The sequence below is a fragment of the Rhodanobacter sp. AS-Z3 genome (genome assembly GCF_029224025.1).
Lineage (GTDB): Bacteria > Pseudomonadota > Gammaproteobacteria > Xanthomonadales > Rhodanobacteraceae > Rhodanobacter.
In genome coordinates this window covers 2,254,996-2,280,543 of record NZ_CP119392.1, presented here as the reverse complement: position 1 = coordinate 2,280,543, position 25,548 = coordinate 2,254,996, and the positions used below count along the sequence as shown (strand labels likewise).

23 protein-coding genes and 5 tRNA genes are annotated in these 25,548 nt (G+C 61.0%); 13 read left to right on the top strand and 15 right to left on the bottom strand.

Annotated features, from left to right (window positions below):
- Positions 1-37: 37 nt before the first annotated feature.
- The gene (locus PY254_RS10095) at positions 38-466 is read right to left on the bottom strand and encodes a hypothetical protein (RefSeq protein ID WP_281011918.1); all 429 of its coding nucleotides are present in this window, start codon (positions 464-466) and stop codon (positions 38-40) included.
- 159 nt (positions 467-625) lie between these two features.
- Here PY254_RS10095 and PY254_RS10090 point away from each other — a divergent pair, with 159 nt between their 5' ends.
- Positions 626-2,311 (top strand): long-chain-fatty-acid--CoA ligase, encoded by a 1,686-nt coding sequence (locus PY254_RS10090; protein ID WP_281011917.1) that lies wholly within the window; start codon positions 626-628, stop codon positions 2,309-2,311.
- Positions 2,312-2,389: 78 nt separating this feature from the next.
- On the opposite strand, the gene PY254_RS10085 is transcribed toward PY254_RS10090, so the two are convergent.
- Positions 2,390-2,758, bottom strand: coding sequence for a PilZ domain-containing protein (locus PY254_RS10085; RefSeq protein WP_281015199.1), 369 nt, complete (start codon positions 2,756-2,758; stop codon positions 2,390-2,392).
- Between the two features lie 922 nt (positions 2,759-3,680).
- Between PY254_RS10085 and PY254_RS10080 the strand changes: the two genes are divergently transcribed.
- The 4 genes from PY254_RS10080 to arsC are packed head-to-tail and all read left to right on the top strand — an operon-like array spanning position 3,681 to position 7,478.
- Positions 3,681-4,616 carry a segregation and condensation protein A gene (locus PY254_RS10080; RefSeq protein WP_281011916.1) on the top strand — a complete coding sequence of 312 codons (936 nt, stop codon included), beginning with the start codon at positions 3,681-3,683 and terminating at the stop codon, positions 4,614-4,616.
- Positions 4,617-4,665: 49 nt separating this feature from the next.
- Positions 4,666-5,559, top strand: a complete 894-nt coding sequence (gene scpB, locus PY254_RS10075; protein WP_281015198.1) for an SMC-Scp complex subunit ScpB — start codon at positions 4,666-4,668, stop codon at positions 5,557-5,559.
- Complete coding sequence (locus PY254_RS10070) at positions 5,556-7,121, top strand: pseudouridine synthase (RefSeq protein ID WP_281011915.1); 1,566 nt, start codon at positions 5,556-5,558, stop codon at positions 7,119-7,121. The genes scpB and PY254_RS10070 overlap by 4 nt, the downstream gene beginning before the upstream one ends.
- A 12-nt stretch (positions 7,122-7,133) precedes the next feature.
- The gene (gene arsC, locus PY254_RS10065) at positions 7,134-7,478 is read left to right on the top strand and encodes an arsenate reductase (glutaredoxin) (protein ID WP_281011914.1); all 345 of its coding nucleotides are present in this window, start codon (positions 7,134-7,136) and stop codon (positions 7,476-7,478) included.
- 99 nt (positions 7,479-7,577) lie between these two features.
- On the opposite strand, the gene PY254_RS10060 is transcribed toward arsC, so the two are convergent.
- From PY254_RS10060 to PY254_RS10045, 4 genes are all read right to left on the bottom strand, one after another.
- Entirely contained in the window at positions 7,578-8,666 is a 1,089-nt protein-coding gene (locus PY254_RS10060) for a DUF6384 family protein (protein ID WP_281011913.1), read from the bottom strand.
- A gap of 319 nt (positions 8,667-8,985) precedes the next feature.
- Positions 8,986-9,786 (bottom strand): amidohydrolase, encoded by an 801-nt coding sequence (locus PY254_RS10055; RefSeq protein ID WP_281015197.1) that lies wholly within the window; start codon positions 9,784-9,786, stop codon positions 8,986-8,988.
- Between the two features lie 2 nt (positions 9,787-9,788).
- Positions 9,789-10,928, bottom strand: coding sequence for a pyridoxal phosphate-dependent aminotransferase (locus PY254_RS10050; protein ID WP_281011912.1), 1,140 nt, complete (start codon positions 10,926-10,928; stop codon positions 9,789-9,791).
- 66 nt (positions 10,929-10,994) lie between these two features.
- Positions 10,995-11,966 (bottom strand): LysR substrate-binding domain-containing protein, encoded by a 972-nt coding sequence (locus PY254_RS10045; RefSeq protein ID WP_281011911.1) that lies wholly within the window; start codon positions 11,964-11,966, stop codon positions 10,995-10,997.
- Between the two features lie 173 nt (positions 11,967-12,139).
- Between PY254_RS10045 and PY254_RS10040 the strand changes: the two genes are divergently transcribed.
- Positions 12,140-13,807: an amidohydrolase gene (locus PY254_RS10040; RefSeq protein ID WP_281011910.1), complete on the top strand. Its 1,668-nt coding sequence runs from the start codon at positions 12,140-12,142 to the stop codon at positions 13,805-13,807.
- A gap of 56 nt (positions 13,808-13,863) precedes the next feature.
- Here the strand turns inward: PY254_RS10040 and PY254_RS10035 are convergent, their stop codons facing one another.
- Positions 13,864-14,637, bottom strand: coding sequence for an SDR family NAD(P)-dependent oxidoreductase (locus PY254_RS10035; protein WP_281011909.1), 774 nt, complete (start codon positions 14,635-14,637; stop codon positions 13,864-13,866).
- Positions 14,638-14,897: 260 nt separating this feature from the next.
- On the opposite strand from PY254_RS10035, the gene PY254_RS10030 reads away from it, so the two are divergent.
- From PY254_RS10030 to PY254_RS10005, 6 genes are all read left to right on the top strand, one after another.
- Positions 14,898-15,239: a hypothetical protein gene (locus PY254_RS10030; protein WP_281011908.1), complete on the top strand. Its 342-nt coding sequence runs from the start codon at positions 14,898-14,900 to the stop codon at positions 15,237-15,239.
- Positions 15,240-15,241: 2 nt separating this feature from the next.
- Positions 15,242-15,616: a GntR family transcriptional regulator gene (locus PY254_RS10025; RefSeq protein ID WP_281011907.1), complete on the top strand. Its 375-nt coding sequence runs from the start codon at positions 15,242-15,244 to the stop codon at positions 15,614-15,616.
- Positions 15,613-16,470: an ABC transporter ATP-binding protein gene (locus PY254_RS10020; protein ID WP_281011906.1), complete on the top strand. Its 858-nt coding sequence runs from the start codon at positions 15,613-15,615 to the stop codon at positions 16,468-16,470. The genes PY254_RS10025 and PY254_RS10020 overlap by 4 nt, the downstream gene beginning before the upstream one ends.
- A complete protein-coding gene (locus PY254_RS10015; protein ID WP_281011905.1) occupies positions 16,467-17,450 on the top strand; it encodes an ABC-2 transporter permease in 984 nt (327 codons plus the stop codon). Before PY254_RS10020 ends, PY254_RS10015 begins: the two co-directional genes overlap by 4 nt.
- Before the next feature lie 53 nt (positions 17,451-17,503).
- On the top strand, positions 17,504-18,055 hold the full coding sequence (locus PY254_RS10010) for a DUF2884 family protein (RefSeq protein WP_281011904.1): 552 nt from the start codon (positions 17,504-17,506) through the stop codon (positions 18,053-18,055).
- Positions 18,056-18,306: 251 nt separating this feature from the next.
- Entirely contained in the window at positions 18,307-18,894 is a 588-nt protein-coding gene (locus PY254_RS10005; RefSeq protein ID WP_345781807.1) for a YggN family protein, read from the top strand.
- Positions 18,895-19,040: 146 nt separating this feature from the next.
- Here the strand turns inward: PY254_RS10005 and PY254_RS10000 are convergent, their stop codons facing one another.
- On the bottom strand, positions 19,041-20,420 hold the full coding sequence (locus PY254_RS10000; protein ID WP_281011902.1) for a class II fumarate hydratase: 1,380 nt from the start codon (positions 20,418-20,420) through the stop codon (positions 19,041-19,043).
- 145 nt (positions 20,421-20,565) lie between these two features.
- On the opposite strand from PY254_RS10000, the gene purB reads away from it, so the two are divergent.
- Positions 20,566-21,933, top strand: a complete 1,368-nt coding sequence (purB, locus tag PY254_RS09995) for an adenylosuccinate lyase (protein ID WP_281011901.1) — start codon at positions 20,566-20,568, stop codon at positions 21,931-21,933.
- A 153-nt stretch (positions 21,934-22,086) separates the two neighbouring features.
- Here purB and PY254_RS09990 read toward each other — a convergent pair.
- From PY254_RS09990 to rlmE, 7 genes are all read right to left on the bottom strand, one after another.
- Positions 22,087-22,162: transfer RNA gene (locus PY254_RS09990), tRNA-Lys, on the bottom strand.
- Between the two features lie 36 nt (positions 22,163-22,198).
- Positions 22,199-22,275: transfer RNA gene (locus PY254_RS09985), tRNA-His, on the bottom strand.
- Between the two features lie 15 nt (positions 22,276-22,290).
- Positions 22,291-22,367, bottom strand: a tRNA-Arg gene (locus PY254_RS09980).
- A gap of 24 nt (positions 22,368-22,391) precedes the next feature.
- A tRNA-Pro gene (locus PY254_RS09975) sits at positions 22,392-22,468 on the bottom strand.
- A 179-nt stretch (positions 22,469-22,647) separates the two neighbouring features.
- A tRNA-Arg gene (locus tag PY254_RS09970) sits at positions 22,648-22,724 on the bottom strand.
- Between the two features lie 202 nt (positions 22,725-22,926).
- Complete coding sequence (gene ftsH, locus PY254_RS09965) at positions 22,927-24,885, bottom strand: ATP-dependent zinc metalloprotease FtsH (protein ID WP_281011900.1); 1,959 nt, start codon at positions 24,883-24,885, stop codon at positions 22,927-22,929.
- Positions 24,882-25,532 carry a 23S rRNA (uridine(2552)-2'-O)-methyltransferase RlmE gene (gene rlmE, locus PY254_RS09960; RefSeq protein ID WP_281011899.1) on the bottom strand — a complete coding sequence of 217 codons (651 nt, stop codon included), beginning with the start codon at positions 25,530-25,532 and terminating at the stop codon, positions 24,882-24,884. Before rlmE ends, ftsH begins: the two co-directional genes overlap by 4 nt.
- Positions 25,533-25,548 lie beyond the last annotated feature (16 nt).

Below are 25,548 nucleotides of genomic sequence, written 5' to 3'. Positions count from 1 at the left end.
TTCCGGGGCGGTCCTGTATCAACGGATTGAAAACCCCTCAGAACGCGTGTTTCCAACTCGCCGAGTAGCAACGCCAGTCGCCACCTTCCTTTCGCCAAGCCGATTCAACCTCATACAGCCCCATCTGTTCCGGCAGCAACTTGCCGCCACTGGTAAGGCTGACGGTGAACGTCGCCACCATGCGCTCACCGCGCTGCTCGATCGAAACCGGCCCCATGGTCACCCCGACATGCTCACCGCGCAGTGCCAACAGTCGAACCATGGAGATCAGGCCGCGTCGATCAAGTTCACCGGCATTGCCATCGAATTCCTCGCTGATTGGTTCACCAAGATCGCTCGTCGATCCCGCTTCGGCCGCATGCGCGACAGCCGCAATCGCGGCTCTCACCTGCGCCTCGCTGGAGTCGTGCCGACAGGCCACCAGAGCGAACACGAACAGCGTGCAGGCAAGCCATCGGCAAATCATTTTTCCCATCATCATCTCAACCTCGTTCGCTGCAACGCGGCTTGCCGCTGTACGCGTGCGTATGCTCAAATCACCCAGCACATGATCCATGATGGATGCAAACAGGTTGCTGATTCCATCCTCTGATTCATCGTCCTCGACCAACAGGGAATCCCAAGCATGAGCAATGAGCGTCCGTGGCTGGACAACTATCCAGCCGGCGTGCCCGAACAGATCGACGTCAGTCAATATGCTTCGGTCCCCGCGGTGCTGGAAGAGGCGTTCGCTGCCTTCCGTGATCGCCCGGCGTTCGCCAACTTCGGCCGCCAGCTCAGCTACGGCCAGATTGATGAGATGAGCCGTCAGTTCGCCGGCTATCTCACCGGCGTGCTCAAGCTGGTCAAGGGCGACCGCATCGCGATCATGATGCCGAACGTGTTGCAGTATCCGATCGCCTTGTTCGGCGCGCTGCGCGCCGGACTGATTGTGGTCAATACGAATCCGATGTACACCGCACGCGAGTTGAAACATCAGCTGGAAGACTCCGGCGCGAAGGCGATCGTGGTGCTGGACAATTTCGCCAACACGCTGCAGCAGGTGGTGGCGGAAACCGGGGTGAAGCACATTGTCACCACCGGCATTGGCGACCTGCTCGGCTTCCCCAAGGGGGCGCTGATCAACTTCGTGCTCAAGCACGTCAAGAAGATGGTGCCTGCCTACCACCTGCCGCAGGCTGTCCGTTTTCGCGACGCGCTGACGCGTGGCGCCGCGCACCCGCTGCCGCCGGTGACACTGGGTCACGACGACATTGCGTTCCTGCAGTACACCGGCGGCACTACCGGCGTGGCCAAGGGTGCCATGCTCACCCACGGCAACATGATCGCCAACATGCTGCAGGCAAGCGCCTGGATTGGCAGCGATGTGGTCAAGCCGGGTGAAGAGGTCATCATCACCGCGTTGCCGCTGTATCACATCTTCTCGCTGACGGCGAACGGCCTGGTCTTCACGCGTCTGGGCGGACTCAACTGGCTGATCACCAATCCTCGCGACATGCCCGGTTTCGTCAAGGAACTGAAAGCTTCCCGGTTCACCGCCCTCACCGGCGTCAACACGCTATTCAACGGGCTGCTCAATACACCCGGCTTTGCCGAACTGGATTTCTCGCGACTGCACATGACCCTGGGCGGCGGCATGGCCGTGCAACGTGCGGTGGCCGAACGCTGGAAGAAAACCACCGGCTGCACCCTGGCAGAGGCCTATGGACTGACGGAAACGTCGCCGGCGGTATGCATCAATCCGATTGATCTGAAGGAGTACAACGGCTCGATCGGATTGCCGGTTCCATCGACCGATGTCGCCATCTGGTCCGACGAAGGGCAGCCACTGCCCACCGGCGAAGTCGGTGAACTGATGGTGCATGGCCCGCAGGTAATGAAGGGCTATTGGCAGCGCCCGGATGAAACGAGCAAGGTGCTTGGCGCTGACGGCTGGCTACACACCGGCGACATCGCAAAAATGGACGAGCAAGGCTACTTCTACATTGTCGACCGCAAGAAGGACATGATCTTGGTGTCCGGCTTCAACGTGTATCCGAACGAAGTCGAAGACGTGGTGATGGAGCACCCCGGCGTACTTGAGGTTGCCGCAGTCGGCGTGGCGGACGAGCATTCCGGCGAGGTGGTGAAGCTGTTCGTGGTGCGCAAGGACCCGCAGCTCACCGAGGAAGCATTGAAGAAGTTCTGCCACGATCGCCTGACCGGTTACAAGCGACCGCGCCAGATCGAGTTCCGCAGCGAACTGCCAAAGAGCAATGTGGGCAAGATTCTGCGCCGCGAATTGCGCGACGAAAAGAAACCCGCCGCCTGAGGCGAGTGAGTCTGGCGCCACAAGAAAAAACGCCCGCGTGAATCACGCGGGCGTTTTGTTTTGCGCGACCGGCCTGATTCAGCCGTCCTTCCAGTATTCAAGAATGTCAGCGTAGCCACCAAGGAGGTTCCACAACGGCACCTGTTTATCCTCGGGAATGCGGCTGTAGGAGAAACCGATATGGTGATCGGAAATGCGCGCCACCACCGCCTCCAGATGAATATGCAGGTTGTGGCCGAAGATCATGTCGAGCACCCAGCTCTGACCGGGCTCGCCAGCCCAGCCCAACGGGCGGCGCAACAAGGCGCCTGTTGCCGAAATATCCACCAGCTCCGTCGGATGCGATTCGCCATGACGACTCATCAGAACCGTCGTCTCGATCTGCATGCGGGCCGGGCGCAATTGCTCCGGTACGCGATTGCCTTGTCCGTTTCTGTCGATCGCCATCAGCTCCACCATCCGTTTCGTGCTTGCGTTTGCCATTGCTCTCGTCTCCGGCAAGGACACTATTCTGGCTTTATTCCTGAGATCCCCATGCCACGTCCTGTGTCGAGAACACAATCAACGCTACGACTGATTGCATTCGCCTGAAATGTCCTAAAGCAAACACCGTGCCACTCCTTTTCGACACGCCTCTTGATCAACCACTGCAGCCATCACAACTTCCGCCCCTGCGCGGATGGCGGCTCAGCCAAGCCATTCCTGCAGAGAATCCCGCCCGACAGGCCACGCCCCCGTTGAAGTGAATGCATTCAATGGATCGCTGCCTGACGCGGGCCGGCCGCATGTCGACACATTAGGTCACATGGCGCCGTGCGCCTGCGGCCATCGTTGCGTTTTTCAAAGCACGACGCGTTCATTGTGCCTGCAGAGAATGTTGTTACAACATCCCGCTGCACAGGGCCCAAGCGCTGAAGCGCATGACCCGGCTCATTGCCATGCTGGACTTGAGGCTGACCAGCCATTACTCTTGGAACACGCATGGCGTCACAGAAACAGTTTGCCGGGTATCCGCGGCGACCTTTGGCGCACATTCGATAGCTCTCGGACCGACCAGCGAACAGACGGGATATGATCCCCGTCATCGTTGGTCAGACGCCCTGCCACGGCTGACAACCTGCAGTTGGCGTAATGGTCACCAGCGACCTGACTGACCGAACCACCAAGGCGTGGATTCATCATGCTCGTCGTGACGAGTGCCTACGTCGCGCCTCGGTATTTATGAGTTTGACGAACGCAGCAGCCGGGGAATACCGCCTCAACGCCGTGTTCAGAGTACGGACATCCACATGTCGCGCCATCATGCGGATGACTCCGATCCTGTTGAAAGTACTGCCAGCCGCTGAAGGCGGCCCCATGACATGCATTGATGAGCACTGAGCCCGTCGTCGAGCCACAGAGCCCGGTTCCTGCACCGCAGGATGCCTTTGCGTCGCTGCCGCAACAGCAGGAAATGCCGCTGGCCATCGTGCGCGGCCAGCCGATGTTGCAGATGCCGCAGGATCTGTACATTCCGCCGGATGCGCTCGAAGTCATCCTGGAGTCGTTTGAAGGTCCGCTGGACTTGCTGCTGTACCTGATCCGTCGGCAGAACCTGGATATCCTGGACATTCCGGTGGCCGAGATCACGCGGCAGTACATGAGTTACATCGAGCTGATGCGCGATGTGATGCGGCTGGAACTGGCCGCGGAATACCTGCTGATGGCTGCGATCCTGGCCGAGATCAAGTCGCGGCTGTTGCTGCCACGGCCGCCCGCCGAGGAAGGTTTGGAAGAAGACCCCCGCGCCGAGCTGGTGCGGCGATTGCAGGAGTACGAACGATTCAAGCGTGCGGCCGAGGACATCGAGGCGATGCCCCGGCTGGAGCGCGACAGCGTGGTGGTACACGCCGAGGTGGGGGAGCGCAACGTCATCAAGTTGCCACCGCCACTGGAGTTGACTGAACTGCTGCTGGCACTGAAGGACGTGATGCACCGCGCCGAATTGTTCGGGCATCACGCGATCAAACGCGAAGCGCTCAGCGTTCGTCAGCGCATGGGTGAACTGCTGGGCCGGCTCGACGACAGCAGCTTTCACCGCTTCGAGAGCCTGTTCGACATCAGCGAGGGGCGCCCGGGCATCGTGGTGACCTTCCTCGCCATGCTCGAACTGGCCAAGGAAATGCTGATCGAGATCGTCCAGGAAGAACCACTGGCGGCCATTTACGTAAAAGCGAAAGTGAGTCACTCCGAGGAACTCGCCGAGTTTGCAACGGATGCGGAACACGGCGACGAACCTGCCGTGATCGAAGCATCCAGCCAATGAACCACCCACTTTGAACGACAGCGACCGCAACGGTATCCGACCCAAGGTTATGCAGATCGAGCAACTCAAATCCATTATCGAGGCCGCCCTGCTGGCCTCCACCCAGCCGATGACTGTGCAACAGCTGGGCGACCTGTTCATCGAGACCGATGAGGTCACGCGCGAGCTGATCGCCCGAGCACTGGAATCGCTAGCCGAGGACTGCAGCGGGCGCGGCGTCGAGCTGAAGGAAGTGGCCTCGGGCTTTCGCTACCAGGTACGCCAGGACGTGCACCCGTGGATTTCGCGGATGTGGACTGAACGGCCCAGCCGCTATTCACGTGCGCTGCTGGAAACGCTGGCGCTGATCGCCTATCGCCAGCCGATCACCCGACCTGAGATCGAGCAGATCCGCGGCGTGGTGGTGTCCTCCAACATCATCAAGACGATGGAGGAGCGCGAATGGATTCGCGTGGTCGGATACCGCGACGTGCCCGGCAAACCGGCGCTGTTCGGCACCACCCGCGCCTTTCTCGACTACTTCAACCTGAAATCGCTGGACCAGTTGCCGCCGCTGTCGGAAATCCGCGACATGGAAGACCCGCAGATGCGCTTCGAAGCCGAGCCCCTGCCCGCCCGGATCGTGCGCGACTTGCCGATCGACCCGGAAGGCGAGAACCAGCCGCACCACGATATGCAAGATGAAGTTGTCGATGCCGCAAGCACCGACATCGAACCGAGCAACAACGAACACCCTTCAGCATTGGGCGATACCGCCGATGCCGAAGACAACGACGTGGCAATCGATGCAGAAACATCCATTGCACCCAACTCCGACGATGACGGCTCCGACTCGAGTCCCACCGCCGAAGCCCTGACAACCACTGCCGACGAGGCAGCGACCCCCGCCGCGGCTGTCGAACCCGATACCGCAAGCCAAGATACCGAGGAGTACCGCGCATGACTGCGCCGCAAAAATCCGTTCTATCCCTGAAGCGCGAACCGCGCATCGAAACCGAAGGCCCCGCACTGGAAGAGCGCCTGCACAAGGTGCTGGCCAATGCCGGCCTCGGCTCACGCCGCATGCTTGAACAACGCATCCAGTCCGGCGAAGTCGAGCTTAACGGCGCACCCGCCGAGATCGGCATGAGCGTCAAAGCTGGTGATCGCGTGGTCATGGACGGCAAGCAGTTCGTTGTCGCCACTGACAGCCGCGACGACACTGAAGTGCTGATCTACCACAAGCCCGAAGGCGTGCTGACCACTCGTGATGATCCGGATGGTCGCCCCAACGTCTTCGAACAGTTGCCGCGACTGAAAGGCGCGCGCTGGGTGGCTGTGGGTCGACTGGACATCAACACTACCGGCCTGCTGCTGCTCACTACCGATGGTGAACTGGCCAATGGCCTGATGCACCCGAAGAGTGGTCTTGAGCGCGAATACCTGTGCCGCGTGCATGGCGAAGTGCCCGACGAGATCATCGAACGCCTGAAGGCCGGCGTGGAACTGGACGATGGTCCGGCGCGTTTCGACGAAATCGCGGTGATCAGCCGCGGGGGCAGCCATAGCTGGTTCCGCGTGGTGATTCGCGAAGGTCGCAATCGCGAAGTTCGCCGCCTGTGGGACTCGCAGGGCTTTCTGGTCAGCCGCTTGAAGCGTATCCGCTACGGCAAGATCGAACTGCCGCGCAACCTGCGCCGTGGCGAGTGCGAAGCGCTGGATGCCGAAAGCATCAAGCAATTGCGCCAGGCTACCGGCCTCGGCGTCGCGCAGCCAGTACTCACGCTGAGCCCGGTGCTGCATCAGCGTCGCGCCAACCGCAGCGTCACCGAATATCGCCCGGAGCGTGGTGCCAGCAGCGCCTGGACTGGCGGTCAGGACGAAGCGCGTGAACTGCGCGCGTACGATCGTATCCGTGAGGAACCGACCCGCGGCCGCAAGCCGCCGCGTCGTGACGGCAAGGAAGTGAACGGCAACGTTGCGCGCCCTGAACGTGGCACCGGCGGTGGCATGGGTCCTCGTGGTGGCAAGACTCGTCGCGTAGCTCCGGGCCAGGAGCTGCCGTCGGTACGCAGCTGGTTTGCCGGCGAAAGCCGCGATGGCAGCGGCCGTCCCGGCGCACCGCGTGGCAACGCCGGCGCGGCTGCTGGCAATCGTCGTCCGGCCGGGGGCAAGCCGTTTGGCGCACGTACCGGCGGTGGTGAAGGTCGGCCAGCAGGCGGCAATCCTTACAGTGGTTTTGGCGGCGGCGAGTCACGTGGCAATGCGAATGGCAACGTCAGTGGCAATCGCGCGCCGGGCAATCGTGGTCCGCGTCCGCAAGGCCAAGGCCAGGGGCAAGCCTCGGGAAATCGCTCGCACGGTAACCAGGCACGGCCGCAAGGCCAGGGTGGCAATCGCCCGCAGGGTTCCTCCGCTCGACCACAGGGTCAGGGCGGCAACCGTCCACATGGCGGCGCCCGCCCCGGCGGCCCGACCGGCGGTCGTCCACCAGGTCGTGGCGGCAACCGTTCGGGCAACCGCTGAGGCGAGTAACCGATGGTGCGCATCTATCACAACAACCGCTGCTCCAAGTCACGCGCCACCCTGGCGTTGCTGGAGCAGCAGGGTGGTCCGGTCGAGGTGATCAACTATCTCGACACGCCACCCACCGCGAGCGAATTGGCGACGCTGCTGCAGCAACTGGGCATGACGGCTCGCGAACTGCTGCGGACCGGTGAAGCGGAATATCAATCACTCGGGCTGGCCAGCCTTTCGATGGACGAAGCCGCGCTGATTGCCGCGATGGTGGAGCATCCGAAATTGATCGAACGTCCGATCGTGGTTGCCAACGGCAAGGCGGCGCTGGGCAGGCCACCGGAAGCGGTGCTGGCGATACTCTGAGTGTCCTGCACTTTCGAAATAAAAAGGCTGCCCCAGGGCAGCCTTTTTATTTCCATCAGCCCGGCAGCAACCCAGCGAACCGGTGTTGACGCCGATGCGTTACCAGCGACTGATCCGTCCATCCAGTACAGGCAGCGAAAACACCGTACTCACCGTACCTGACGATTTTTTGCCCACCAGCAGCAGGCCGTCCCTTTCACCATTTTGCACTTGATCAAAGGTCTCGGCGCTCACTTCGACACCAAAACGACTGGCCGCCAGGTCCCTGTCCAGTTCACTGTCGTGGATGTCGACCGGCACCTGCGCGCCATGTTCGTTGGTAGCCTGCACAATCAGATAGTGATGCTGGATCGAGGCATCGCGGGCATCCGGCTTGACCACGAAAGTCTTCTCTCCCGGGATCGCCAGCAAATACAAGCTATAACTCAGTGGAGCCTGCTTCTGCATCGTCACCAGCGTCGCCAGTGCCGGCTCGGCTTTGCTCAAGTCGCCCTGGTTGACGGCGGTGCTGATGGTGGCAAGGTAAGGTGCCGCCATGTCGCGGTCCCCGGCAGAGAAGCTGCCGACAATGGTTGCAGCACTTTGAGCGATTTGACCACCCTTGTGCAGGGTTTCGAGGCGAAGGTCCGCCTGCTCGATCGCGTGCAGATCGCCTGAGTTCAATGCCGTGCGCATGGCAATCGCGTTACTCAACCACTGTGGCGAAAGCCCGGCTGGTTGCAACGCGTACGGATCGAGGTCGTGCCATTTCTGTCCATAAGCCAGGACCTTGTTGGCCTCGTTCAACTCCTGATGTGCCAGTTGCAAGTGTTGCCGGGCCAGCGCAAGCAGCTTGCGATCATGGGCGAGCACTTGCTTCGCGTCCGAATGATCGGCAAACGTTGACTGCAAGACTTCGGGATCGGTCGAGGTGACGATCAATCCGCGCATGGCGCCGTTCAACTTGTTGATCTCCATCAACGCACCTTCCGCGTGCACCGACGCACCCAGCGGGACAGTGCCCACATTCGTGGCCAGGCGAATGGTCTTGCTGACGTCCTGCTGCATCAGGGCGGCGTCGGCGACCAACGGCGTGACGGTCTTTTGCCAATGGGCATAACTATGCGACTGCACAAAGTAGAAGCCGACCAAAGCCAGCACCAGAACCGCCACCAGCGCAATGCCCAGACGCGCCTTGCGCCGGTCCATGCCTTTCAACCGGTCGATGGCGTCCTGCACTCCCGGGGTGAATCTGCCCGAGCGCTCAGCCGCGAAAGAAGTGGGTTTGCCGGAAGGCGAATCTTTGGGAGTGTGAATCATCGAAAGCCATCAGAATATCGGACGAAATTTCGCCGTTGCCAGGCAGCGCTTCCGCAAAAGAGCGGATAACCGGCCTGACAAAACAGCCATTCTAGCCGACGACAGCCAGCAATCGGGGCAAACAGGACATTCGCGCAGCGGACAAGGCCTGACCGCTGAGCGAATGGCCAGGCCATCACTTCCATCGGCCGGAAAAACGATCAGGCATTCAATTCAGGTCGAGTGAAAATGCGTCCGCATCCATCCACGCCGGAAAGCGCTCGCGATGCGCCAACAGCGGCGCCGGGTCCAGCGTGATGGTCACCACCTGCTCGCCAGCATCCAGTTCCAGCAGCGGCTCACCCACTGGATCGATCACCGCGCTGTCGCCGGAATACGGGATTTCGTTGCCATCCACGCCGACGCGATTCACACCGATCACATAACTGAGGTTTTCGATTGCCCGTGCGCGCAGCAGCGTGCGCCACGGCTGCCGGCGCGGCGCCGGCCAGTTCGCCACGAACACCGCCAGGTCGTATTCCATCCCGCCGGTCGCGGTCGCCAGCCGCCGATTGCGCAACCACACCGGAAAGCGCAGGTCGTAGCAGACCTGCGGCAGGATGCGCCAACCCTTCAGCTCTACAATCAAGCGTTCACGGCCGCCGCCATAGCGCGTGTGCTCACCGGCCATGCGAAACAGATGGCGCTTGTCATACTGCGCAAAGCTGCCATCAGGCCGCATCCACAACAGGCGGTTGTAGACGATATCGTTTTCGCGGATTGCCACGCTGCCGCAGACCACTGCACCCACATCGCTCGCCAGCGCGCGCAGCCATGCCACGCCTTCACCGTCCATGGCTTCGGCACTGGCACGGGTGTCATTGCTGAAGCCGGACAGGAAGGTTTCCGGCAGCACGATCAGGTCGCTGCCCTGCGCCTGCCGCGCCAGCGCACCGTAATAATCGCGATTGGCGGGCGCGTCGTGCCAGCGGGTTGCACCCTGCACCAGCGCAACCTTCAGCGCCTGCATACTCATAGCCCGCACAACCGTTCGGCTGCCGCATCCATGGTCGCGTCACTCTTGGCGAAGCACAGTCGCAACAAACGCGTTCCGGGCGCTTGCGCGTAAAACGGCGTCAGCGGGATCGCTGCCACGCCACCGTGTTCGACCAGCCAACGACTGAAAGCGAGATCGTCTTCATCACGAATCGCTGAATAGTCGACCAACTGGAAGTAACCGCCGGGTACATCCAGCAGCTTGAAACGTGACGGTGCCAGCAGCGCACGGAAGCGATCGCGCTTCTCCTTGTAGAACGCGGGCAACTCCAGATAGTGCTGCGGCGTGTTGGCCATGAACTCGGCAAACGCCACCTGCGCCGGATGGAAGGTGCAGAACGTGAGGTACTGGTGCACCTTGCGGAACTCGGCCGACAACGCCGCCGGCGCCACCGCATAACCGACCTTCCAGCCGGTGCAGTGATAGGTCTTGCCAAACGAGGAGATCACGATGCTGCGTGCGGCCAGCTCCGGATGACGCAGTACGCTTTCGTGGACACCCTCGTAGACGATGTGTTCGTATACCTCGTCAGACAACACCACGATGCTGGTATCTCGCACGATCGCGGCCAGTTGATCAAGATCAGCCGCCGACAGCACCGCACCGGAGGGATTGTGCGGGCTGTTGATCATGATCATGCGGGTCTTCGGCGTTACCGCGTCGCGCACGCGCTGCCAGTCAATCGAGAACGTCGGCACGGTCAGCGGGATATGCACCGCCCGTGCGCCCTGCAGATCGATGGCCGGCTCGTAGCAGTCGTAGGCCGGATCGAACACGATCACTTCCTCGCCGGCACGCACCGTCGCGGCGATCGCCGCGAAGATCGCTTCGGTGGCACCCGAGGTCACCGTAATGTCGGTATCCACGTTGAGTTTGCGACCGTACAGACGCTCGGTCTTCAACGCGATTTGTTCACGCAAGGCCGCCGTGCCGTGCATCGGCGCGTACTGATTGCGACCCTCGTTCATCGCCCGGCTCAGCGCATCGCGCAGCTCTTGCGGCGGTTCGAAGTCGGGAAAACCCTGACCAAGGTTTACCGCCTTGTGCTCCAGCGCGAGCTGGCTCATCACGCTGAAGATGGTGGTGCCGACTTTCGGTAGCTTGGTTTCAATCATCATCATCTGGCCGTATGGATGTCCATAAAAATCGAGGTTAGCGGATTGCCTGTGCAACGTACACGATCACTCGATCAGGTGATCCAGCGGTCGCTTGCGGCACTGCTCGTGTTTCAACAAGGTGGTGGCCGGCAACCGCTCAGCCAGAAAGTCGACCAGCGCACGCACGCCCGGAAGCATGCCGCGGCGGCTGGGATAGACAAAATGCATGGTGCCTTCGGGTGCGCTCCAATCCGGCAACACCACTTCCAGCTCACCCGCGGAGATCGCTGGTGCGCAAACAAACTCCGGCAACAAAGCCACGCCCATGCCGCGACGCGCACACTCCAGCAGCACGGCGAAGTCACCGGTGATCAGCCGCGCTTTTACTTCCACATTGGCGTGACTGCCCTGCGCGTCACTCAACTCCCACGTCTGCGCGCCTTCATGCTCGCGCATCGATAGCGCCGGCAACGCTGCCAGATCATCCGGCACCATCGGTCGACCATGGGCTTTCAGCAGTGCCGGACTGGCCACCAGCTTGGTCCGCGACTGCCCGAAACTGCGGATCACCAGGTTCGCATCGGTATCCAGTTTGGTTCGCACCCGGATCGCCAGATCGTAGCCTTCGCCAATCAGGTCAACCCGGCGATCGCCGGACAGCAAGCGCACCTGCATCTTGGGATATTGCGCGAGGAAGTCCGGCAGGATGTATGCCAGCACCGTCTGCGCCAACGATACCGGGCAGCTCAGGCGCACCACGCCGCGCGGCTCGGCACGCAGCTCGTCGACGGCGTCCTGCGCCGCCTGCGCCTCCTCCAGCACGGCGCGGCAATGGCCATAGAAACGCTCACCAACCTCGGTCACCACGAATCGGCGCGTGGTCCGCTGCAACAAGCGCACGCCGAGGCGCTCTTCCAGCTGGGCAACACGTTTGCTGAGGCGCGACTTGGGCACGCCCAAGGCCCGGCCAGCCGCGGAAAACCCGGCGTGTTCGACCACCGCAGCAAAGAAGTACAGGTCATTGAGATCCTGCAAGGCGCCGCTCAATACCGTCATCGTCGTTTCCTATTTGGGGACGACTGATCAGAAAGACCAAAATTTCCACCAGATTGTTTCGAATATATCCGCTTTGCAGCCTCGGTCAACCGCCCTGCAATCACCGCTACTCCAGTGGAAAAAACACGCGCGGGGCGACACACTGCAGGTTCATACGTCACTGGAATCCACGCATGAACCGTTCGCTGCGTTTCTCCCTGCTTGCGCTGTTGGTCCTGGCGCCAGCAACCCAGGCTGCCGACCTGCTGGTCAGCAACGTCAATGGCTACACCCTCGACAGCAGCGGCAAGCTGCAGCACTTTCAGGCGCTGCTGGTGGATCAGGGCAAGGTGGTCGCCACCGGCACGACCGCAGACCTGAGTAAACGCGCAGGCGACGCCAAGGTCGTCGACGGCCACGGGCAAACCCTGCTGCCAGGCCTGATCGACGCGCATGGCCACGTGCTCGAACTGGGTTATGCGCTGAACAGCGTGGATCTCAGCGGTACCAAGTCGCTGGCCGAAGCGCTGGCCGTTGTCAAAGCTTACGCCGCCGCGCATCCCGAGGCGAAATGGATACGCGGTGGTGGCTGGAATCAGGAAATCTGGAAGCTGGGGCGCTTCCCCACCGCCAAAGAGCTGGATGCCGTGGTATCGGATCGGCCGGTGTGGCTGAGCCGCATCGACGGGCACGCGGCCTGGGCGAATTCGGCAGCGATCAAGCTGGCAGGCGTCACCAAGGCCACCAACGATCCCAGCGGCGGGCGCATCGAGCGTGATGCAGAAGGCAACCCGACCGGGGTCTTCGTCGACGGTGCCAGCAGCCTGGTCGATGCGGTCGCGCCGGCATTGACGACACAGGACCGGGTTGCCGCACTGGATTCCGCGCTGGCAGAAATGGCCAGCGTCGGCCTTACCGGCGTCAGCGATGCCGGCATCGATCTGGCGACCTATCAGCTCTATCGGCAATACGCCGACGAGCACAAATTGACGGCGCGCATCTACGCGATGATCCGCGATACCGGCGATTCGTTTAATGCCATCAGCAAGGATGGTCCGCTGATCGGTTACGGCAACGACTTCCTCAGCGTACGCGCGGTCAAGCTGTTTGCCGACGGCGCGCTGGGTAGTCGCGGCGCGGCCATGCTCAAGCCCTACTCCGATGACCCGCACAACAGCGGCCTGCTGTTCATGTCGCCGGCGGTGATGACAGCAAAGATCGAGAAGGCCTTCAGCAAGGGCTATCAAGTGGGCGTCCACGCGATCGGAGATCACGCCAATCGCGAAGTGCTGGACAGTTATGCCGCGGCCTACAAAGTGCATCCAGATGCCATCAACCTGCGCAATCGGGTCGAACACGCACAGATCGTCACGCTGCAGGACATTCCTCGCTTCGTCACCCTGCACCTGATTGCCTCGATGCAGCCGACCCACGCTACCTCCGACATGAACATGGCCGAAGCGCGCATTGGCCACCAACGCATGCAGGGTGCGTACGCCTGGCAGCGCTTCCTCAAGCAGGGCACGGTAATCGCCGCAGGCTCGGATTTCCCGGTGGAATCACCGAACCCGTTCTACGGCTTGTATTCCGCTGTAACCCGCGAAGACCATAAAGGCCAGCCGCCGGGTGGCTGGTACCCGCAGGATGACCTGACCCTGGTCGAAGCCTTGCGCGCGTTCACCCTCGATGCCGCCTATGCCGAGCATGCGGAACAGACCCTGGGTACGCTGGAACCCGGCAAGTGGGCTGACTTCATCGTGGTCGACCACGATGTCATGAAAGACCCTGCCAGCAAACTATGGAACACCAAGGTGCTGCAGACTTGGGTGGGTGGCAAACAGGTTTACGTCGCGAAGGATTGATGGTTTGAAATCAGGAAAAGGCCGGCACCCACGCCGGCCTTTTCTTGCGGTGGCGATCAGATCGTCGAGGTCTTGCCACCATCCATCGGAATGATCGCCCCGGTCACATAGCTGGCCCGAGCCGACGCCAGAAACACCGCAACGTCGGCAATTTCGGACGGCTCGGCCATGCGCCCCAGCGGAATCCCGGCAAGCTGGCTGGCCAGCAGCACTTCACGTGATTTCCCACTGCTTCGCACGGCGGCATCCAGACCCTCATCGACGCGGCCAGTACGGGTGATGCCGGGATTGATTGCATTTACCCGCACGCCTTTGCTGGCGTAGGCATTGGCGTAGCCCACCGTAGCCAGCATCAAGGCTGCATTCGCCGAGCCGCCACCGATATGCTGAGGGTTGGCCTGCCGCCCGCCCTGCCCGATCACGTTGACTATGCTACCGCTGCCACGGGCAGCCATGGCCCGAATCACCGGATCGATCGCGTGCATGTAGCTGAGGTATTTGGCCTGCATCGCCGACAGCAGGGCAGCGGCATCAAGCTCATCAGGCGGTGTGCGACGCGCCGCACCCGCGCAGTTCACCAGCACGTCGATCGGGCCATGCTCGTTGCCGATGCGCTTCATCACCGACTGTGCGGCGGCGCTGTCTTTGAGGTCAGCTGGATAGACGGCCATGACCGATCCCAGCGCGGCGAGTTGCTGCTGCGCCAGACGCAGATTTTCAGGATCGCGTGAAATACCAACTACCCGGGCTCCTTCCCGTGCAAAGGCCATCGCACAGGCCAGGCCGATACCTTTGCTGGCGCCGGTAATGACGACGGTTCGATCACTCAATTCCAGGTCCACAAACACCTCCCGCTGGCTTGCAGGCATTGGAGCACGAAGGCCGCTGGCCAGCTAACCATAGCGCTGGCGGCGTGCGGTCGGCTTGATGCAAGCCCCGGCGCAACGCCAGCCGCGAGGCTGTCTGCGATGCAAAACGCCCATAGGCCATCAGTCATGTTGTGAATTGATGGGTTTTCTCTTGACGGCTCAAAAGTCGGTGTTATAGTTCACTACAACACCACCCAACGAGGTCACCAAGGAGGCCCGTCATGAAAACGCACAACCTGATCGCCAGCGCCGCCGCCATTCTGCTTACCGCAGCCAGCCTCTCCCTGGTCAGCTACAACGTTGACAGCCAGCAGGCCGCCACGCATCAGCCAGGCGCCGCACAAGTCACCAACCTTCCAGCCGTCCAGGTTCGACCCAGCGCCGCGGAAATGCGCGCAGCCGCCCTGCTTCCCGACGCCGGTACCGCGGCCGTCGTTCCTGGCCACACGCGGAGTCATGTGGGTGGCAGCGCCACCAGCGAGCGAGTTGCCCTGCTTGGCTCTGCACTCGTCATGCCCTACTACTCGTTCGGCAATAATTTCGGTCGCGTCGGCAAGGAATAAAAATGACCATTACCTGGAACGACAGCGTCCCGATCTATCGCCAATTACGCGAACGTGTAGTGGCGATGATCCTGGACGGCGCCTTGAACGAAGGCGACCCGCTGCCGTCGGTACGCCAGGTGGCAGCGGAATATCAAATCAATCCGCTGACCGTATCCAAGGCATATCAGGAGCTGGTCGACGAACAACTGGTTGAAAAACGGAGGGGATTGGGCATGTTCGTCATTGAAGGCGCTCGCGAGGCGCTGCTGAAATCGGAACGCGAGCGCTTCCTGCGCGAAGAATGGCCCCTGCTGTTTGCACGACTGCAGCGGCTGGGGCTCGACTTGAAGACATTGCTGCGCGAAGCCACCACGGAAAAGGAGGAAAAATCATGAGCGCGGTGATCACGGCAAGCGGCCTGACCAAGCGATACAAATCGGCACTGGCACTGGATAACGCCAGCTTCCAGATCGAACCCGGCCGCATCGTCGGCCTGATCGGACCCAACGGCGCGGGTAAAACCACCGCACTGAAGGCGATCCTCGGGCTCACCGATTTCGAAGGCGAACTGAATGTGCTGGGCTTCGACCCCCGCAAGCAGCGCGACAAGCTGATGGGTGAAGTCTGCTTCATCGCCGACGTGGCCGTGCTGCCGCGCTGGATCAAGGTCAGTCAGGCGATCGACTTCGTCGCCAACGTGCATCCCCGCTTCAACCGCGCCAAGTGCGAAGGCTTCCTGGCACGCACCAAGCTGCAGCCGAATCAGCGTGTACGGCAAATGTCCAAGGGCATGATCGTGCAGCTGCATCTGGCGCTGGTGATGGCCATCGATGCCCGCTTGCTGATTCTGGACGAACCGACCCTGGGTCTGGACATCCTCTATCGCAAGCAGTTCTACCAGAACCTGCTGGAAGACTACTTCGACGAGAACAAGACGATCATCGTCACCACGCACCAGGTCGAGGAAGTCGAGCACATCCTCACCGACCTGATGTTCATTCGCGACGGCAAGATCGTGCTGGATGCCGACATGGATGCGGTGGGCGAACGCTACATCGAGGTGATGGTGAATGCCGACAAGGCCGACGCAGCCCGGGCACTGAAGCCCATCGACGAACGCCAGGTCTTCGGCAAAAGCATTTTTCTGTTTGACGGTGTCGGACGCGCGCAACTGGAAGCCATGGGCGAAACCCGTCGGCCATCCATCAGCGACCTGTTCGTCGCCACCATGAAGGGAACCTACGCATGAACATCCCCGCGCTGAACAATACTTACTGGCTGGTGAAGCGTGAATTCTGGGAACACCGGGGCGGCTTCTTCTGGGCCCCGATCATTACCGGCGGCATCTTCCTGCTTCTGAACATCATGGGCATCATTACTGCCGAAGTGCTCGGCGCCCGCCACGGCATCAACTTCGGTGCCAGTGGTGGCCTGCACAAGGTCATCGAAAGCATGGATGCCGGTGACATGAGCCAGGTGGGCTTTGCCCTGGACATCGCGATGTACTCGGCCATGGGCATCCTGGTCGCGGTGCTGGGTTTCGTAGTGTTCTTCTACTGCCTCGGTGCGCTGTATGACGATCGCCGTGACCGCAGCATCCTGTTCTGGAAATCGCTGCCGATCTCCGATGCCAGCACCGTCTTGTCCAAGGTCGTAAGTGCCACCGTGGTCGCCCCCGTCATCGCCGTCATTGTGGGCATCATCGTGGGCATGCTGCAGCTGTTGATCGTGGCGATCACGCTGTCCTTCCATGGCGTCAACGTCTGGCAGTTACTGCTGCTGGCCCATCCCTTCCGCGTCATGTTCAACCTGATTGGCTATATCCCGTTGTATGTGTTGTGGGCCGCCCCCGCGGTGGGCTGGCTGTTGATTTGTTCGGCATGGGCACGCAGCAAGCCCTTCTTGTGGGCGGTGGCACTGCCGGTGGGCGCCGGTCTGCTGGTGAGCTGGTTCGGCATCATGGGTTTGTTCAATCAGCCGGCCAACTGGTTCTGGACCAACATCGTGCAGCGCGCCCTGTTCAGCGTGTTTCCCGGCACCGGCAGCATCTTCGGCGCCGGCGGCAACCATCTGGTTCGCCATGTCAGCGGCAGCAACGGCGCCGACATCATGGACCTGGCAAACACCTGGCAGCTGATTGCTTCGCCCAACTTGTGGATCGGTGTAGTCGTGGGTGTGGCCTTGCTGGCTGGTGCCACCTGGTTCCGCCGCTGGCGCGACGATAGCTGAGCGTGGCCGTGATTTCGCCTCAGGTGACACCCCTCCGAAAAGGACGAACCAGCATGTCACACCCGCGTTTGATAGCCCTGACCGCCGCTCTATGTGGCTTGGTTGCCGCCTGCGGCAACGCACCGGACTGGAGTTCCACCACCATCGCCAACGGCGCCATCACCCTGCGTCATGAACAGGTCACACTTCACACCAGTGGCGTGCCTGAAGCGGTCATCACGGCATCGGGTGACTTCACCATCGACGGCAAGGCGGTCGCCATCACACCGGACCAACGCAAGCAACTGCAACGCTATTACCAAGGCGCGCTAGCTGTTCGCGAACACGGCATCGCCACCGGGAAAGCTGGCGTTGCCGTGGCGGGTGCCGCACTCAGCGGGATTGCCGATGCCATCAGCAGCGGAGACGGTGATCAGATCGACAAGCACGTCAGCGCCAAGGCCGAGCTGGTCGAACAGAAGGCCAGGAAGATCTGTCTTGACCTGGTCGAGATCAAGGCAGCACAGGATGCACTGGCGACCCAGCTACCCGCATTCAAGCCCTATGCCGGCCTGCTTCAAGCCGATGACGATGACTGCAAATCCACCGTCATCAACAGGCCGTAACAACACGATATCCGTGCAGGGCCCTACCCTGTGGGCGAAGCTCTTTTCGACATACGAGAAGCATCTCGCTACCCACGCTGCACGCCATGTTGCTCCACTGACTCCACTCCGGTGGAACCTGTAAACAGGAAAACCTTATGAAACTCATCTCGCTCAGCGCACTCGCACTCGTCCTGCTGGCGCCACTGACCGCCTGCGGTCAGGCTCCACAGCCTGATACCCAATCCGACGCCGCCAACCCCGCCGCACAGGTGGCCAAGGACGACGGCGAAACCACTTCCCACTCAATGATCGCCGGAGAAATCCAGAAGGCGATGGAACAGGCGAAGCAGGAACTTGTCACCAAGAACATCGACGTGAACAATGTTCATGTCGGCAACAGCCACAGCGACAACAACTCGAAACCCAAGGCCGAAATTACGCCGCAAGGCGAGCTGCTGATTGCAGGCAAGAAAGTGACGGCCACACATGCGCAGCAGACGCTATTGCTGGATTATCGCCAGCAGATCATCGGGATCGCCGAAGCGGGTATGGACGTTGGCGCACAGGGCGCTGGTCTGGGAATCAATGCCGCCAAGCAGGCTCTTTGGGGCAAATTTTCCGGCAAGAGCGACGACGATATCGAAGCCGCTCTTAAACCGCAGACCGACAAGATCCAGGCCGCCGCGATGAAGCTGTGCAAGCGACTGCCGGACCTGTTGTCCAGCCAGCAAAAGCTGGGCGCGGCCATGCCCGAGTTCCGCCCTTACGCGACGATGGAACAGAAGGACATCGATGATTGCGGCAAGAAGGTGACCGACAAGGATGGGAAGAAAGGCACCGTTATCTTCTCCGAGTAACCAAGCCTCCGATCTGCGGTGACAAGGAAGTCACCGCAAAAGGTCATCCCGCAGGAGCCCGCTCGCGGGCCATACTTTTGTTTGGGTCGATCGAAACTTCGGAAAAAGTATCGCCCGCGAGTGGGTCCCTGCACGAAAGCTGTCGGTCAGCCGTGGATGCCGCCACGGGTAAGCGTCAGTGGATCGAGCAGCTTCTTCAGTTCATCTCTCGACAGGCCCGTGGTTTCCAGCGCCACATCCATGATCGGCCGGTGCTGCTTGTAGGCTTGCTTGGCGGTAGCAGCGCCCTTCTCGTAACCGATTACCGGATTCAGGGCCGTCACCAGAATCGGATTCATCGCCAGCGCCTGATTCACCCGCGCCTTGTTGACGGTGAAGCCAGCGATCGCCTTGTCCGCCAGCAGCACCGACACGTTGGACAGGATCTCGATCGACTGCAGCAGGTTGTGCGCGATCAACGGCAGCATCACGTTGAGCTGGAAGTTGCCGGATTGGCCGGCAAGGGTGATCGAGGCATCATTGCCGATCACCTGCGCCGCCACCATCGCAGCGGCTTCGGGAATCACCGGATTGACCTTGCCCGGCATGATCGATGAGCCCGGTTGCAATGCCGGCAACGCGATTTCGCCCAACCCCGCCAGCGGTCCGGAGTTCATCCAGCGCAGGTCATTGGCAATCTTCATCAACGCCACCGCCAGCGTTTTCAGCGCGCCGGACAATTCCACCGCCGCATCCTGCGCCGCCATGCCCTCGAAATAGTTTGCCGCCGACTCAAATTTTACGCCCGTGATCTTCTTCAGCTGTAGCGCCACCGCCGGGCCGAACTTCGGATCGGCGTTGATCCCGGTACCAACTGCGGTGCCACCCAATGGCAATCGACGCATGCGCTTGAGCGCATCCTCGATGCGTTCGATCGCCGAACCGATCTGCGCCGCCCAGCCCGACAGCTCCTGCCCGAACGTGATCGGCATGGCGTCCATCAGATGGGTGCGACCGGTCTTGGGCGTGTTCTTCAATTCCCGCGAACGCTTGTCGATCGCCTTTTTCAGATGTTTCAGCGCCGGCAACAAGTGTTCGCTGGTGGTCAGCGTGGCACTGACGTGGATCGCGGTAGGAATCACATCGTTCGAGCTCTGCCCGTAATTGACGTGATCGTTCGGGTGCACCTTCGCGCCTGCTGCCACTGCCAGATGCGCAATGACCTCGTTCGCATTCATGTTGGTGCTGGTGCCTGAGCCAGTCTGGAAGATATCGATCGGGAACTGCGCGTCGTAGTGCCCGTTTGCCACCGCCATCGACGCGTTGCGGATCGCCGTGGCCTGATTCTTCTTCAAATGGCCCATCGATAGATTGACCTCGGCTGCCGCAGCCTTGATCAGGCCCAGCGCCCGAATGAACTGACGTGGCAGATGCAGGCCGGAGATCGGGAAGTTGTCGATCGCGCGCTGGGTCTGTGCGCCATACAGCGCGTCGCTGGGGACTTTCAGTTCACCCATGCTGTCGTGTTCGATGCGGAACGTGGTCATGCTCGGTCCTTGGGTCGGAAAAGCCTACCCACTCACGATAGGCGCGATTCCCGCCAGATCAAGGTCTCGCGCCCACAGCCACCGGGCAGGCAGTCAGTGGACACGTTGTAGAATGGGCGTTTCCCTGCCTTGTCGGAACCTGTCGATGTCCTCTCACGCCCTTACCGCCCTGTCGCCGCTGGATGGCCGCTACGCCAGCAAGGTCGCATCGCTGCGTCCGATCTTCAGCGAATTCGGGCTGATGCATCGTCGCGTACAGGTGGAGATCGAATGGCTGCTGGCGCTGGCTGCCGACGCGAAGATCGTCGAATTGCCTGCCTTCAATGCAGCCCAGATCAGCATCCTGAAAGCCATCGCAGACAAGTTCAGCGAGGCCGACGGCGAGCGGATCAAGGCGATCGAGGCGACCACCAACCACGACGTCAAAGCGGTCGAGTACTTCATCAAGGAAAAGATCGGTGCCGACAGCAGCCTGGCCCAGGCCAGCGAATTCGTGCACTTCGCCTGCACCAGCGAGGACATCAACAACCTGTCCTATGCCTTGATGTTGCGTGACGCCCGCGCGCAGGTGCTGCTGCCGCAACTTGATGCAGTGACTTCCACGCTGCGCGAAATCGCCCATACCAACGCCGCCTTACCGCTACTTTCGCGCACCCATGGCCAGACTGCTTCACCCAGCACGCTCGGCAAGGAAATCGCCAACGTGGTGGCTCGCCTGAACCGTCAGCGCAAACAGCTGGTGGCCGTTGAAGTTTCCGGCAAGATCAATGGCGCCGTGGGCAACTACAACGCACATGTCATCACCTATCCCGAAGTGGATTGGCAGGCCTTCTCGCAGCGTTTCGTCGAAAGCCTCGGCCTCGACTACAACGCCTACACCACGCAGATCGAACCGCATGACAACGTCGCCGAATACTGCGACGCGGTACGCCGCACCAACATTATCCTGATCGATCTTGCGCGTGATATCTGGGGCTATATCTCGCTGGGCTATTTCAAGCAGACGCTGAAGGCCGGCGAAGTCGGCTCGTCCACCATGCCGCACAAGGTCAACCCGATCGACTTTGAAAATGCCGAAGGCAATTTCGGCCTGGCCAACGCCCTGCTCGGCCATTTTGCCGAGAAACTGCCGATCAGCCGCTGGCAGCGCGACCTCACCGACTCCACCGTGCTGCGCGCGCTGGGCACCGCCTTCGGCCATACGTTGGTGGCGCTGGAATCGCTGAAGAAAGGTCTGGGCAAGCTCAATGTCAACGCCGAGCGCATTGGCAGCGATCTCGACGCCAGCTGGGAAGTACTGGCTGAAGCCGTGCAGACCGTGATGCGCCGTTACGGCCTGCCGCAACCCTATGAGCAGCTCAAGGCGCTGACCCGCGGCCACGGCATCACCAAGGATTCCATGCGCGAATTCATTGCCGGACTGGACCTTCCCGCCGAGGCGAAGCAGCGTTTGCTGGAGCTGACGCCCGGTAGCTACATCGGTCTGGCCGAGGGGCTGGCAAAGAGCATCTGACTGCCGGTGAACGCATCACGCCTGCAGCAGGATCACCGGCGGACCTTCGGGTCCGCCAGCTCGCTCTGACCCTGTCATTGCATGATCGAAGCAGCGAATTCCAGATCCCGGAAAGAGAACAGCCACCCAGGTTTCCCTGAGTGGCTGTTTTGTTGGTGGGCCGTGAAAGATTCGAACTTTCGACCAATTGATTAAGAGTCAACTGCTCTACCAACTGAGCTAACGGCCCATGAACTGATTGTACCCGCCGCGGCGGATTTGAAACTGGGGTGGATGATGGGATTCGAACCCACGACAACCGGAATCACAATCCGGGACTCTAACCAGCTGAGCTACACCCACCATAAATCTTGCAACTGGTGCGCCAGACAGGACTCGAACCTGCAACCGTCGGCTTAGAAGGCCGATGCTCTATCCGGTTGAGCTACAAGCGCAGTCACTGCGGTAGAACGTTTCGCTGGTCGGGGCAGAGGGATTCGAACCCCCGACTTTTGCGTCCCAAACGCAACGCTCTACCAGACTGAGCTATACCCCGCTTTCGAATCCCCGGCAATCCCGCCACCGAAGCCTTGAAATGTTACGGGTGACGCCTCGCCCAGTCAATCGTATCGAAGCACACCTTTGGTATTTCTTTGTTACCGTTTTCATCAGAGCTGTACCAGCCGCTGCCTGAAAACCAGACGGGACTGAAGCAACCCGTCTTGCAGAATAAAATGGTGCGCCCGGAGAGATTCGAACTCCCGACCACCTAGTTCGTAGCCAGGTACTCTATCCAACTGAGCTACGGGCGCACTGAAAACTTTTCAACTCCGCCCATCTTGTCTTGGGAAACAAGGCGGCGAAGCCAGAAGCGGAATTATTCAGACTCCAGCCTCTTGCGTCAACCCTTTTCGTAAAATTATCTTCATCCCGTTTGCCAACCAGGGTTCAGGAACGACGAGGCAGCCGTCGGCCGCCTCGTCATCTCTTGATGAATAGCCGTCCAAACGGCGCTCAGCCATCCCATCCGTTGCGGCTTTGTGGCGCCGGATCACCGACCTTGCCCACCGTGGACCCTGCGTCACCCTTCGGTGGCGGCGGTGGTGGCGTGCTACCGGTGGAGGCCGTTTTCGTCCAGTCGGCCGGCGGCCCAGGCACGCGCCCGGCCATGATGTCGTCAATCTGATGCGCGTCGATGGTTTCGTACTGCAGCAGGGCCTCCGCCATCGCATGCAGCTTGTCGAGATTCGCTGTCAGCAACTCCGTACTACGCGCATAGGCGCTATCCAGGATGCTGCGCACCACGCCGTCGATCTTGCTGGCGGTCTCGTTGGAGATACTCTTGTGCTGGGTTACCGAACGCCCCAGGAACACCTCGTCCTCGTCCTCGCCATAGGTGATCGGACCCAGCTCGTCCGACAGGCCCCACTTGGTCGCCATGTTGCGTGCCATCTTGGTGGCCCGCTCGATATCGTTCGAGGCACCGGTGGTGACCTTGTCGGCACCGAAGATCAGTTCTTCAGCCACGCGGCCACCATACAGCGAACACAGTTGTGACTGGATGGCCACGCGATTGATGCTGTACTTGTCACCCTCCGGCAGGTACATGGTCACGCCCAGCGCTCGGCCGCGTGGAATGATCGTGACTTTGTAAACCGGGTCATGCTCGGGCACCAGTCGACCGACGATAGCGTGACCCGCCTCGTGATATGCAGTCAGCTTCTTCTCGTCCTCGCTCATGGCCATCGAACGACGCTCGGTGCCCATCAGAATCTTGTCACGTGCCTTGTCGAGATGCGCCATGCGCACCTCGCGCGCATTCTCGCGTGCGGCGAACAGCGCCGCCTCGTTGACCAGGTTGGCCAGGTCAGCGCCGGAGAAGCCGGGTGTGCCGCGAGCAATGGTCATGGCATTGACGTCACTGGCCGTCGGCACCTTGCGCATGTGTACCTTGAGGATCTGCTCACGACCGCGCACGTCCGGCAACCCGACAACCACCTGCCGATCGAAGCGACCAGGGCGCAGCAGGGCCGGATCGAGCACGTCGGGGCGGTTGGTTGCTGCGATCACGATGATGCCTTCGGTACCCTCGAAGCCGTCCATCTCGACCAGCAACTGGTTGAGCGTCTGCTCGCGTTCGTCATGACCGCCGCCGAGGCCTGCGCCACGATGGCGACCCACCGCGTCGATCTCGTCGATGAAGATGATGCAGGGTGCGTGCTTTTTTGCCTGCTCGAACATGTCGCGCACGCGGCTGGCGCCCACGCCCACGAACATCTCGACGAAGTCCGAGCCGGAGATCGCGAAGAACGGCACCTTGGCCTCCCCAGCAATCGCCTTGGCCAGCAACGTCTTGCCGGTACCCGGCGGGCCGACCATCAGCACACCACGCGGAATCTTGCCGCCCAGCTTCTGGAACTTGGATGGATCACGCAGGAATTCGACCAGCTCGCCGACCTCTTCCTTCGCTTCGTCGCAGCCGGCAACGTCACTGAAATTGACCTTGATCTGGTCTTCGCCCTGCAGCTTGGCGCGCGAGCGGCCAAAGCTCATTGCTCCACGGCCACCGCCACCGGACTGCATCTGGCGCATGAACCAGATGAACACGCCAACCATCAGCAACACCGGAAGCCAGCTGATCAGCAAGCCGATCAGCGAGAACCCCTCCGCCGGGTCCTGACGAACCTCGACGCCCTTGTCCTGCATCTGCTTGACCACCTGGTTGGTGGAAAAGCCAAGGACCGGCACAACCGTACGGAATGCACTGCCATCCTTGAGCTTGCCGCTGATCGTGGCGGGCTGGTCAGCGCTGATCGTGGCGCTGGCCACGCTGCCACTCTCCACGCCGCTGTTGAACGCGCTGTAGGGCATGTCCGCAGCAGCGGAGCCATGCGGATTGAAGTTCTGGAATACGGTGAACAAAACCACCGCAATGATCACCCAGAGCAACACATTTTTCGCTGTTTCATTCATGCACGGTTCTCGCCCGGTGTCGTGGCGACGGGTTTGCGGCCCATCGCCAGCGCGTACACCTCACGCGAACGTGCGCGTGAGGCCTTAGGTTTACGCATCGTCACGCGACTGAAGTCCGCGCGCAAGCTACGCAAGTAATCGTCAAAGCCGACACCCTGAAACAACTTGATCAGGAACGAACCGCCCGGCTTCAACCACTGCCGGCTGAAATCGAGCGCCAGCTCGGCCAGGGCCATCGCACGGATCTGGTCAGCCAGTGCCACTCCACTCATATTGGGGGCCATATCGCACAGTACAAGATCGACCTTGAGGCCTTCCATGCGCGATTCCAGCTCCCGCAGCACGCTTTCCTCGCGGAAGTCGCCCTCCAGGAAATCCACCCCCGCGATGCTCTGCATGGGCAGGATGTCCAGCGCGAACACTTTACCGGTACCGCCTAGCCGATTGCTCACTAATTGCGACCAACTGCCCGGGGCTGCGCCCAGATCGACCACATTAATACCCGGCTTGAGCAGACGGTCGCGCTCCAGCAGCTCTTCCAGCTTGTAGACGGCACGCGAACGCAGGCCTTCAGCCTGCGCCTTCTTCACATACTCGTCGTTGAAATGTTCGCGCAGCCAGACTGCACTGCTTTTGCTGCGGGCCATGTCGTTACTGTTGCCG

Excerpts from the sequence above, each read along its gene's own strand:
- PY254_RS10015 (WP_281011905.1), top strand. The coding sequence starts at position 16,467 with ATGAACATCCCCGCGCTGAACAATACTTACTGGCTGGTGAAGCGTGAA.
- PY254_RS10080 (WP_281011916.1), top strand. The coding sequence starts at position 3,681 with ATGAGCACTGAGCCCGTCGTCGAGCCACAGAGCCCGGTTCCTGCACCG.
- purB (WP_281011901.1), top strand. The coding sequence starts at position 20,566 with ATGTCCTCTCACGCCCTTACCGCCCTGTCGCCGCTGGATGGCCGCTAC.
- scpB (WP_281015198.1), top strand. The coding sequence starts at position 4,666 with ATGCAGATCGAGCAACTCAAATCCATTATCGAGGCCGCCCTGCTGGCC.
- PY254_RS10020 (WP_281011906.1), top strand. The coding sequence starts at position 15,613 with ATGAGCGCGGTGATCACGGCAAGCGGCCTGACCAAGCGATACAAATCG.
- PY254_RS10060 (WP_281011913.1), bottom strand. The coding sequence starts at position 8,666 with ATGGACCGGCGCAAGGCGCGTCTGGGCATTGCGCTGGTGGCGGTTCTG.
- PY254_RS10000 (WP_281011902.1), bottom strand. The coding sequence starts at position 20,420 with ATGACCACGTTCCGCATCGAACACGACAGCATGGGTGAACTGAAAGTC.
- ftsH (WP_281011900.1), bottom strand. The coding sequence starts at position 24,885 with ATGAATGAAACAGCGAAAAATGTGTTGCTCTGGGTGATCATTGCGGTG.
- PY254_RS10050 (WP_281011912.1), bottom strand. The coding sequence starts at position 10,928 with ATGATTGAAACCAAGCTACCGAAAGTCGGCACCACCATCTTCAGCGTG.
- PY254_RS10055 (WP_281015197.1), bottom strand. The coding sequence starts at position 9,786 with ATGCAGGCGCTGAAGGTTGCGCTGGTGCAGGGTGCAACCCGCTGGCAC.
- rlmE (WP_281011899.1), bottom strand. The coding sequence starts at position 25,532 with ATGGCCCGCAGCAAAAGCAGTGCAGTCTGGCTGCGCGAACATTTCAAC.
- PY254_RS10025 (WP_281011907.1), top strand. The coding sequence starts at position 15,242 with ATGACCATTACCTGGAACGACAGCGTCCCGATCTATCGCCAATTACGC.
- PY254_RS10040 (WP_281011910.1), top strand. The coding sequence starts at position 12,140 with ATGAACCGTTCGCTGCGTTTCTCCCTGCTTGCGCTGTTGGTCCTGGCG.
- arsC (WP_281011914.1), top strand. The coding sequence starts at position 7,134 with ATGGTGCGCATCTATCACAACAACCGCTGCTCCAAGTCACGCGCCACC.
- PY254_RS10070 (WP_281011915.1), top strand. The coding sequence starts at position 5,556 with ATGACTGCGCCGCAAAAATCCGTTCTATCCCTGAAGCGCGAACCGCGC.
- PY254_RS10095 (WP_281011918.1), bottom strand. The coding sequence starts at position 466 with ATGATTTGCCGATGGCTTGCCTGCACGCTGTTCGTGTTCGCTCTGGTG.
- PY254_RS10045 (WP_281011911.1), bottom strand. The coding sequence starts at position 11,966 with ATGACGGTATTGAGCGGCGCCTTGCAGGATCTCAATGACCTGTACTTC.
- PY254_RS10030 (WP_281011908.1), top strand. The coding sequence starts at position 14,898 with ATGAAAACGCACAACCTGATCGCCAGCGCCGCCGCCATTCTGCTTACC.
- PY254_RS10090 (WP_281011917.1), top strand. The coding sequence starts at position 626 with ATGAGCAATGAGCGTCCGTGGCTGGACAACTATCCAGCCGGCGTGCCC.
- PY254_RS10010 (WP_281011904.1), top strand. The coding sequence starts at position 17,504 with ATGTCACACCCGCGTTTGATAGCCCTGACCGCCGCTCTATGTGGCTTG.
- PY254_RS10085 (WP_281015199.1), bottom strand. The coding sequence starts at position 2,758 with ATGGCGATCGACAGAAACGGACAAGGCAATCGCGTACCGGAGCAATTG.